The organism is Microcoleus sp. S36b_A4 (assembly GCF_036700645.1).
Lineage (GTDB): Bacteria > Cyanobacteriota > Cyanobacteriia > Cyanobacteriales > Microcoleaceae > Microcoleus.
In genome coordinates this window covers 1-8,666 of record NZ_JAUBPI010000152.1, presented here as the reverse complement: position 1 = coordinate 8,666, position 8,666 = coordinate 1, and the positions used below count along the sequence as shown (strand labels likewise).

Sequence of the window (8,666 nt, the reverse complement as noted above, 5' to 3'; positions counted from 1 at the left end):
TCTAGGGAGTAGGGTTTCATTTTTCTCTTTCTTACCACCTCTAATATTGTACCTAATCGTTAAGCAAAGTGCTGTATTTTTGGCAATTAATTATACAACGACTTGCAGATCAATGCCAAATCGTCGCCAAAGTCGATCGCTTCCAATCTTCACGCCCGATGCGGAACCGCTTAAATCTCCTTATTGCGGTACAAGCTGACTGGAAGACAATCGCTTAATGCCCTCCATCGCTGTAGTTTCTCCGGCTTTGTCACCGCCTTCACGAGCAATTTTTAAAGCTTCCTCGTAGGATTCGAGAGCTTGAGCATTTTGACCGAGACTTTCATGAATTGCGCCCATATTGTTGAGCAAGCGTCCGATACTTGTCTTGTCACCGATTGCTTCTAACATCGGTATTGCTTGCTGAAAATAAATCAGCGCTTGAGTATCTTTGCCGAGTTTGCGGGAGGTAAGTGCCATGTTGTTGAGGAGGCGGCCGACGCCAGCCCGGTCTCCGATTTCCCGGCGAATTGCTAAAGCTTGGTGGTAAAATTCCATCGCTCTATTAAAGTCGCCGATGTTGTAGTAGACGCCGCCCATGTTATTGAGGGTACGGCCTAAATCGCGCCGATCGCCGGCGGCCGTGCGAATCGTCCGCGCTTGCTGGTAAAATTCGATCGCCTTGGCGTAATCTGCCTGTTCTGCGTACACGGCCGCGATGTTGTGGAGGGATTCTCCAATTTCAATTTGGTCGTCGGTAGTTTTGGCCAGTTCCAAAGCTTCTTGGTGCAGTTTCATCGCTTCGGAAAAATTGTCCCCAATCCGGTTGACGAAACCTATGAGATTGAGAGTGCGCGCGGTACGACGCCCTCCGCTGATTTCTCGGTGAATGACTAAAGCTTGCTGCAGAACTTCCAAAGCTTTGGGCCTCAAACCCATTTCGCCATAAACTTCCCCCATATTATTGAGGGTTTCTCCGATTCCCGGTTTGTCGCCTAGTTGCTTGCGAATTGCCAAAACTTGCTCAAAATTCTGGATTGCTTCTCGAAACAAACCCTCGCGGTGCTGTTTTACTGCTGTTTTAAAGAGTTCGTCTGCTTGCATTTTGGGGTCTGTTGCCTGAGCGAACTCGCTCGCTTGGGTGCGCCTCGCATTTATAATTGGGGCATAAGCGCGGGCGTCTGAAATTGCCAGCAAGCTGAGTGCGGGCGATAAGACAATACTTATAGCTGCGAGATAGCTGAAGTGGTAAGAGCGGCGGTGCACCGATCGAGTCCTCCAATAGCTAAGTGATAACTATTAAGATAGAGCTTTTTGGGGTGTTCCTGCCAATTTTTTTCTCAATTTCTAGGTTCTAACTGGGTTTTTGTCTTGCCAGACGGCCATAATCAGCGGCATATTGTTGAGAGCGGATATGACAGCAAAGTTTTTGCTGGGTGGAAGCGATACTTTTTCAGAACTTTGCAAGATGATGTCCTGTTGGTCAATCGTGATCCAAGCAATTCCTGACAAAACTTGAATTTGTCGATGAGTTTGAGGCAATCGGTATACCTCGTTTTCCATCAGAATAATGCGATCTGGCGCTGCACATTCGGAAGATATTTGAAGCATAGCATCTCCTACTTGCTAATTGGTAATTGCTAATTGGTAATTGCTAATTGGTAATTGCTAATTGGTAATTGCTAATCGAGGGCTGTATTTCACTTCTTTTCCACGCAACCCACACACTACTATTGGCAATAACGCCGATCGAGCCAAGCGCGCATTTCATCATCCGTCGCCACGCAGGTAGAACGACCAGTCGCCCGATCACAACCGTGCCACCAAGTGTTACCATAGCGATCGCACGTCTGCCAAATTCTCAGTTCGTCCTCACTCGAAATGAGGTAGAGCAAAAACTGCCCAAATTTTTTTATAGCTAAAAAGAGAGATAGCCCTTTATGTTTTTCGGATGGGTTAGCTCGATCGGCTATCCAAAAAAACATCATTATTCGGGGGTTGATTCGACTTTTGTAAGTAGACATAGCCAACACCTTAAAGTGATAAATCCTACACAAACTGCACCCATAAAATCACAAGAAATAGCTTTTAACTGCAATAATTTCATCGCAATTACAGCACAATATGGTTGTCGTGCAATTTCTGTAAAAGTCTATCTGTTACCTGATAAATTAACTTTAACTCTCAGGCAATTGACAATCAAAGCATTACTTGCATAGGTTGTATGAATAAAATCGATATATCGAAGCCCTTGTGACAATTTGGGTACTACTGGCACAAACGCTATGAACGAAATCAATACGCGGCGGATGAAACTCTCTCAGATTCAAGCTTTGATAGCTGTAGCAGACTGTGAAAACTTTAGCGAGGCGGCTTTGCAATTGGAACTGTCCCAATCCGCAGTCAGCCACGCCATCGCCTCTTTAGAAACAGAATTGGGAGTGCAACTGTTCCACCGGGGGCGACACGGTGCTCAACTGACGCCGGTGGGGGAAAGGGTAGTGAGTCACGGGCGTCAAATAGCCTGCGCCTTAGAAAGAATGGTCAAAGAAGCGGATTTAGAAAAAGGTTTGCAGGGAGGCCAGGTACGGATAGTTACTTTTCGGAGTGTCGCAACTCATATCCTACCGGGTATTATTGCTAAATTTCGCAGTTGCTTTCCCAAAATTACGGTTAGCATTACCGAAGTTTATTATACCCAAGCTGTGGAAGAGGCTTTGCGATCGGGCAAAGCAGACATCGGTTTTGTCTCTCTTCCCATCTCCGATGAATTTGAAACTAGGGAAATTTTGCGGGACAAATATTTGGTTTTGCTGCCGCCGAAGGCGCAATGTAAAAGTGCTAAGATTACGTGGGAAGAATTAGCGAATTATCCGCTGATTTTGCAGCCGATAGAAAATGCTTGTTCGATACCGCTTCGTAAGTATTTGACAACTGCAGATTTTCCCATAAATATCGGTTACGAACTCAGCGAAGATTCAACAATTGTCAGTATGGTGATGCAAGGTTTGGGTGCAGCTATTCTGCCCCGTTTGGCCGCGGAACCGATACCATCTTCGGTGAAAGTTTGCAGTTTACCGGCGGATTTTGAGAGGGTAATCGGGGTTGCTGTTTTGAGGGATGGGCTGTTAATTCCGGCCGTGTTTGCGTTTTTGGATTTAGTTAAAAGTGCTCCAGAGGTTGATAGTGAGGGTGACTTTCCGATTAATCCTTCATGAGAAACCTCAGTCAGTTGTTATTGGTTATTGGTTAGATGGGGATTTTGTTACCGCCGATATCAGCAGATGAACACAGATGAACGCGGATGGCATTTTATCTGAGTTCATCTTCGGTTAAAAAAATGGCATAAAATAGTACGATCGCTGATTTCCTATTTCATGCGTTTTGCAACAAGACTAGAACTATCGCCTTGGTGGAATTTGATTCGACCGTCTATGGAGTTTTTATCCTTTAATTTGAGCCAACCGCTACCAAATGCAGGATCGTTCTCATCATTACCGTCCCATGTAAACTCAAATCGCTGATCCTTTCCATCTTTTACGACTTCGCCGTCAATGTCACCTGATACTAAACCGAATTGAAATTCTCCCGAACCTGCTTCATCAATCTCGATATAGGCTTCAACTTCCATGTCCAAATAATCACTATCCCACATTGCCATCTCTGTGATCCGCCATTTGCCGCTATATTGCATTGCTTTCATCCTCCACTTGTATTAACGGAACAAAACCAATATAGTCGAAACAGTGACGCTCAAGCAGTACGCAAACGCTCAATATCCCGGATCGGCGGCGCACCAAACATACGAGAATATTCGCGGCTGAACTGTGAGGGGCTTTCATAACCCACCTGATAGGCAGCATTTGCCGCATCGGAGTTTTCGGCAAGCATCAGGCGACGTGCTTCTAATAGTCTTAATTGCTTTTGATATTGAAGTGGACTCATCGATGTCACTTCCTTGAAATGGTAATGGAAAGATGAAGGAGACATATTGGCTTGTCCTGCCAAATCCTCAACCCGCATCGGTTTTGCAAAATCAGTTTTAATCAGTTTGAGCACCTCAGCGATGCGCTGCATATTGCTGCCAGATGTTGCGATTTGGCGCACAGCTTCGCCTTGCTCACCCATTAAAAGACGATAATAGATTTCGCGGATAATCATCGGTGCCAGCATCGGGATATCCTGCGGCGTATCCAAAAGTCGTGTCAGTCTGAGGGCGCAATCGAGTAATGGTGCATCGGCATTGCTGACAAACAAACCTCTGACAGAGTTTTCTTTCTTACTGGCGCTTGGACTGGTTTGGGCAGTAATAATGTCACAGAGTTGGCGTGGGTCTAAATTCAACTTGAATCCTAAATACGGCTTGTCTGGAGTGGCCTCTACAATAAATCCACTCAGAGGTAAATCAACTGAGATCACAAGATATTGAGCCGCGCCATAACGATAGGTTTCCTCACCCAGCAACGCTTCTTTTTTGCCCTGAACGATGATGCCGAGAATAGGTTGATAGACACCGTGCAGTGCGGCGGTAACTGAAGATTCTCGCGTAAATTCCAGCTTATCTATAGCTGTTTTATGAAAACCGTTCCCCTTGCCTTCAGTGTGTCGAGTTACTAATGCCGCCAATTCTTTACATTGATTAGCGATCGCATCTTGATTTATTACTTGGTTGATTATTTCAATCGCCATGTGGTTTTCTCGACTAATTTAATCATTATCTTTTAAGCATTATAGAACATCTTTATCCATTCATAAAATCTTGCTTTGGAGGATTAGGCAATAAATTGCGAGGTCTGTGTATTCAAAACCCTTGCTTTTACTCATAGGATGAACACATCTGAATGAAACAGTAAAAGGATAAGGCAATGACGAAAGACAAGACAAAAATCGCATTGGTAACAGGGGCGAGCCGAGGACTTGGCAAAAATACCGCTTTGACCCTTGCCAGAAAAGGAGTCGATGTCATCGTGACATATCACAACAGCGAGGAGGATGCCCAAAATGTCGTATCTGCGATCGAAGCGATCGGGGCTAAAGCTGTTGCACTGCAATATGTTTCTTTAATTAAAATCAACCTCACTTCAAGGAAAATATTAGCAAATCTATAAGGGAGGCAAAATCATGAACAAGCAATTTTTAACTTTCACCGTAGCGGGAGCAATATTTATGGTTTCACCTACCCGATCGCCAGAAACAGTTCTACAACCTTCTGAAACAATGACACGTCAAGAGCGGGGCGAAAAAGTTCTGAATAGTTTGTCAGGTGGAAAAGGTTTGCCGCCGCATTTTGTTCAGCTTCAAAAAGATTTCCCAGAACTTGCTGACATGACGCTCAAATATTCCCTAGGCGATATCTGGGCTCGTGAGGTGCTAGATAATAAAACCCGCCAGCTTATATCACTTGCAGGGTTTGCGGCACAAGGCACAATGCCGCAATTCAAAGTTCACGCTCAATATGCCTTGAATTACGGTGCTACGCCGGAAGAACTGATGGAAGTTATTTATATTACCACAGTGACTTCCGGCTTTCCCCGCGCCTTGATTGCAGCAGGAACTCTCAAAGAGTTGTTTCAGGAAAATAATATCAAGTTCCCAGTAACATCACAAAAATAGGAGATATCAATGTCAAACTTAAATGGAAAGGTTATTATCATCACTGGAGCGAGTAGCGGAATTGGTGAAGCCACTGCTAAATTGCTTGCTAAAAACGGCGCGCGAGTGGTTTTGGGTGCACGTCGCACCGATCGCCTAGAAGCGATCGCCAAGGACATTCGTGCGGAGGGTGGAACAGTCGAATACCAGGCTCTCGATGTCACGCAACGCAGTCAAATGGAGGATCTCGTTCAATTTGCCCAGAGCAAGTTCGATCGGGTAGATGTCCTGATTAACAATGCTGGCATCATGCCTCTATCCGCACTCGAACAACTGAAAGTTGAGGAATGGGATAAAATGATTGATGTCAATATCAAAGGTGTTTTGTACGGCATCGCGGCGGCACTTCCTGTCATGAAAGCACAAAAATCTGGTCAGATTATTAATCTTTCCTCGATCGGCGGACACGCGGTTTCTCCTACTGCTGCTGTTTACTGTGCTACTAAATTCGCCGTTGGAGCCATCTCAGAAGGCTTGAGACAAGAAGTTGGGGGCGACATTCGGGTGACGGTGATTTCTCCTGGAGTAACGGAGTCTGAGTTAGCCGAGAGCATCACTGATGAAACTGCAAAATCGGGAATGCAAGAATTTCGCAAAATATCTATTCCTGCTGCTGCGATCGCGCGATCGATTGTATTTGCGATCGAACAACCTGACGATGTTGATGTTAGCGAAATTATCGTCCGACCAACAGCCAGCCCTTACTAAGTAGGTCAATTTAATTAAATCTAAAAGGCGAGGGTTATCAGATACCCAACTTCTTTAAAAAGTCGGGTATCTGGGGATTATGAGTTTTTATGAGGACTTAGTTAGCTTACCAATTCCCATTGCCAATTCCCAATTTTCCCTTACACAATTTAAAACTATTCCCCGTATCTCTGCCGCAAAATAAATTCAGCTAGTGCTAAATCTACGGGTGTTGTGACTTTCAAATTCGTCTCTTCCCCCTCCACAATTTGCACTGGTAAACCGCATTTTTCAAACAAAGCCGCATCGTCGGTTACTTCCCAACCTTTTTGTCGCCCTTCTTCGTGACACTGCTTTAACAATTTCACTTCAAATCCTTGGGGAGTCTGGGCCGCCCACAAATTGCTTCTGTCTGGGGTGTCTCGCACGATCCGACGCTCATCTACGACCTTAATCGTATCCTTGACCGGGACGGCAACAATCAAGCCCGGACAGGTCAAGAGGGCCTCTGCTGATCGATCGAACAATTCAGCAGTTGCCAAACACCTCGCGCCGTCGTGAATCAACACTCGATCGGCATTGGGCGGCAAAGCCTGCAAACCGTTGTAAACTGACTCTTGCCTGGTGGCGCCACCTTTAATCAGTTCCACGGGCTTAACCAAAGATAAATCGCTCAGAATGGCTTTAAAATCAGGAAAATCGTCTGGCTGGCCCATGATACCAATCCAGCTAATGTGCTGCGAAGCTTCAGCAGCAGCCAAAGTCCAACTCAGCAATGGTTTAGAGAGCAAAGTCAGCAGCAGTTTGTTCCGCTGACTCCCCATCCGTCGCCCCGAACCCGCCGCAGGAATTAATAAGTGCATTTACTAACCGTTTTTAACCCAACTAGATATATATAATAAGAGCGTCCTGTACTTTTGAGTCAGTTGTTTAGCTGTCAGCCAGTAGCTTTTAAGGTCTAGAAATACTATAAGCTGATAGTTGAGAGCCGATCTCTGAGAGCTACCTCGATCAATAATAGCCCGATCGTTTATGATGCGAATACTAGCACTTGTCCCTGGCGGGATTGGCGACCAAATTTTATTTTTCCCCACTCTTGATGACCTCAAGCAGTCTTATCCCGACGCGCAAATTGATGTCATCGTGGAACCGAGGGCAAAGGGTGCTTACCGAGTCTGCAAATCCGTCAAAGAAGTCTTGACGTACAATTTCAAAGACCGCAACGCTATGGCAGATTTGGGCAATTTACTGGGCGTAATTCGCGATCGCGAATACGAAGCAGTTATTTCCCTCGGCCAGCGGTGGACTGTAGGGCTGCTGCTGTGGCTGACCGGCATTCCGCAGAGAGTTGGCTATTCTGGAACCAACGGTGCTCGATTTCTCACTGCTGCTGTACCGCTGAAAACTGAACAGTACGCCGCTTCAATGTACCACGATTTGCTGCAAGGATTTAACATTACAAATCCTTGTCCGGCGATCGCAATTAATGTACCAAAACAGGACATTCAGTGGGCGGAAGCCGAACAGCAGCGGTTGGGCGTAAAAGAAAGCGGTTACATTCTAATTCACGGCGGTTCGAGTCAATTAGCTGTGTCTAAAGGTATTGACAAAATTTACCCTACAGACAACTGGAAGCAAATCATTGAAGATTGTCAGCAGCGGCAGCCGAATTTGCCCGTTGTTGTTGTGAAAGGCCCCGAAGATGCAGACTTCGTGACAAAGTTAGTCGAGTTATGTCCAAATGTAAAAGTTATCTCGCCGGATGATGTCGGCAAGTTGGCGGCGACTATTGCTGCTGCTAATTTGATGATATGTACTGACAGTGCGCCGATGCACTTAGCTGTGGCGGTTCAAACTTATACAATAGCTTTGTTCGGGCCGACTGAACCGGCGAAATTGTTGCCAAAGAGCGATCGGTTTTTGGGCATTAAATCTCCTACTGGCAAAATGGCAGACATCTCTCCTCAAGATGTTTTAAAGAAGGTTTGGGGCGGCTAAGAACTAGGATATCTTAGCTGGTTCCCAGGCTGTGCCTGGGAACCCATATCTAGAGGCTCTGCCTCGCTTATCGGGCTTTCACAGGAGGCGCAGCCTGGGGACGAGGAATCATTTTCGGTAATTCCTCTTTCGCTCTTCGTTTTTCAACAAGCTCCATCATCTGCTGTAATTCCTTGAATGGTTAGGCAAACAATCTATTTTAGAATGATGAGTTTACCTAAATTTGCATTTCTTCTCTTCAGTCCGCGTAGGCGGACTTTATTTGTGTAGACGCGATTTCAAGAGACTGTTGGCGAATCAATAAAGGGCTTCACCTCTCACCCCTAAAAATAGTGGTTCTAGACTAAATT

12 protein-coding genes are annotated in these 8,666 nt (G+C 45.6%); 6 read left to right on the top strand and 6 right to left on the bottom strand.

Translation table 11 applies throughout. The features are described 5' to 3' along the window. Positions 1-199, top strand: a 199-nt coding sequence (locus tag QUA03_RS27495; RefSeq protein WP_333216698.1) for a hypothetical protein, incomplete at its 5' end; no start/stop codon positions are given. On the opposite strand, the gene QUA03_RS27490 is transcribed toward QUA03_RS27495, so the two are convergent. From QUA03_RS27490 to QUA03_RS27480, 3 genes are all read right to left on the bottom strand, one after another. Further along, complete coding sequence (locus QUA03_RS27490; protein WP_333216696.1) at positions 181-1,245, bottom strand: tetratricopeptide repeat protein; 1,065 nt, start codon at positions 1,243-1,245, stop codon at positions 181-183. The genes QUA03_RS27495 and QUA03_RS27490 overlap by 19 nt on opposite strands. Before the next feature lie 81 nt (positions 1,246-1,326). After that, the gene (locus tag QUA03_RS27485; protein ID WP_333216694.1) at positions 1,327-1,590 is read right to left on the bottom strand and encodes a hypothetical protein; all 264 of its coding nucleotides are present in this window, start codon (positions 1,588-1,590) and stop codon (positions 1,327-1,329) included. Positions 1,591-1,709: 119 nt separating this feature from the next. Next, positions 1,710-2,003 carry a hypothetical protein gene (locus QUA03_RS27480; protein ID WP_333216691.1) on the bottom strand — a complete coding sequence of 98 codons (294 nt, stop codon included), beginning with the start codon at positions 2,001-2,003 and terminating at the stop codon, positions 1,710-1,712. Between the two features lie 261 nt (positions 2,004-2,264). Between QUA03_RS27480 and QUA03_RS27475 the strand changes: the two genes are divergently transcribed. Further along, positions 2,265-3,197, top strand: coding sequence for a LysR family transcriptional regulator (locus QUA03_RS27475; protein WP_333216689.1), 933 nt, complete (start codon positions 2,265-2,267; stop codon positions 3,195-3,197). Positions 3,198-3,349: 152 nt separating this feature from the next. Here QUA03_RS27475 and QUA03_RS27470 read toward each other — a convergent pair whose 3' ends face one another. Both QUA03_RS27470 and QUA03_RS27465 read right to left on the bottom strand, forming a co-directional pair. Beyond that, complete coding sequence (locus tag QUA03_RS27470) at positions 3,350-3,673, bottom strand: hypothetical protein (RefSeq protein WP_333216687.1); 324 nt, start codon at positions 3,671-3,673, stop codon at positions 3,350-3,352. Positions 3,674-3,732: 59 nt separating this feature from the next. Further along, on the bottom strand, positions 3,733-4,668 hold the full coding sequence (locus QUA03_RS27465) for an AraC family transcriptional regulator (protein ID WP_333216685.1): 936 nt from the start codon (positions 4,666-4,668) through the stop codon (positions 3,733-3,735). A gap of 176 nt (positions 4,669-4,844) precedes the next feature. Here QUA03_RS27465 and QUA03_RS27460 point away from each other — a divergent pair, with 176 nt between their 5' ends. The 3 genes from QUA03_RS27460 to QUA03_RS27450 are packed head-to-tail and all read left to right on the top strand — an operon-like array spanning position 4,845 to position 6,339. Further along, entirely contained in the window at positions 4,845-5,087 is a 243-nt protein-coding gene (locus tag QUA03_RS27460) for an SDR family NAD(P)-dependent oxidoreductase (RefSeq protein ID WP_333216683.1), read from the top strand. Positions 5,088-5,100: 13 nt separating this feature from the next. Beyond that, entirely contained in the window at positions 5,101-5,592 is a 492-nt protein-coding gene (locus QUA03_RS27455; RefSeq protein WP_333056926.1) for a carboxymuconolactone decarboxylase family protein, read from the top strand. 9 nt (positions 5,593-5,601) lie between these two features. Next, the gene (locus QUA03_RS27450; RefSeq protein ID WP_333216681.1) at positions 5,602-6,339 is read left to right on the top strand and encodes an SDR family oxidoreductase; all 738 of its coding nucleotides are present in this window, start codon (positions 5,602-5,604) and stop codon (positions 6,337-6,339) included. A 155-nt stretch (positions 6,340-6,494) separates the two neighbouring features. On the opposite strand, the gene ispD is transcribed toward QUA03_RS27450, so the two are convergent. Beyond that, the gene (gene ispD, locus QUA03_RS27445; RefSeq protein WP_333216679.1) at positions 6,495-7,181 is read right to left on the bottom strand and encodes a 2-C-methyl-D-erythritol 4-phosphate cytidylyltransferase; all 687 of its coding nucleotides are present in this window, start codon (positions 7,179-7,181) and stop codon (positions 6,495-6,497) included. A 172-nt stretch (positions 7,182-7,353) separates the two neighbouring features. On the opposite strand from ispD, the gene QUA03_RS27440 reads away from it, so the two are divergent. Continuing rightward, positions 7,354-8,316, top strand: coding sequence for a glycosyltransferase family 9 protein (locus tag QUA03_RS27440; RefSeq protein WP_333056982.1), 963 nt, complete (start codon positions 7,354-7,356; stop codon positions 8,314-8,316). Positions 8,317-8,666: the final 350 nt, after the last annotated feature.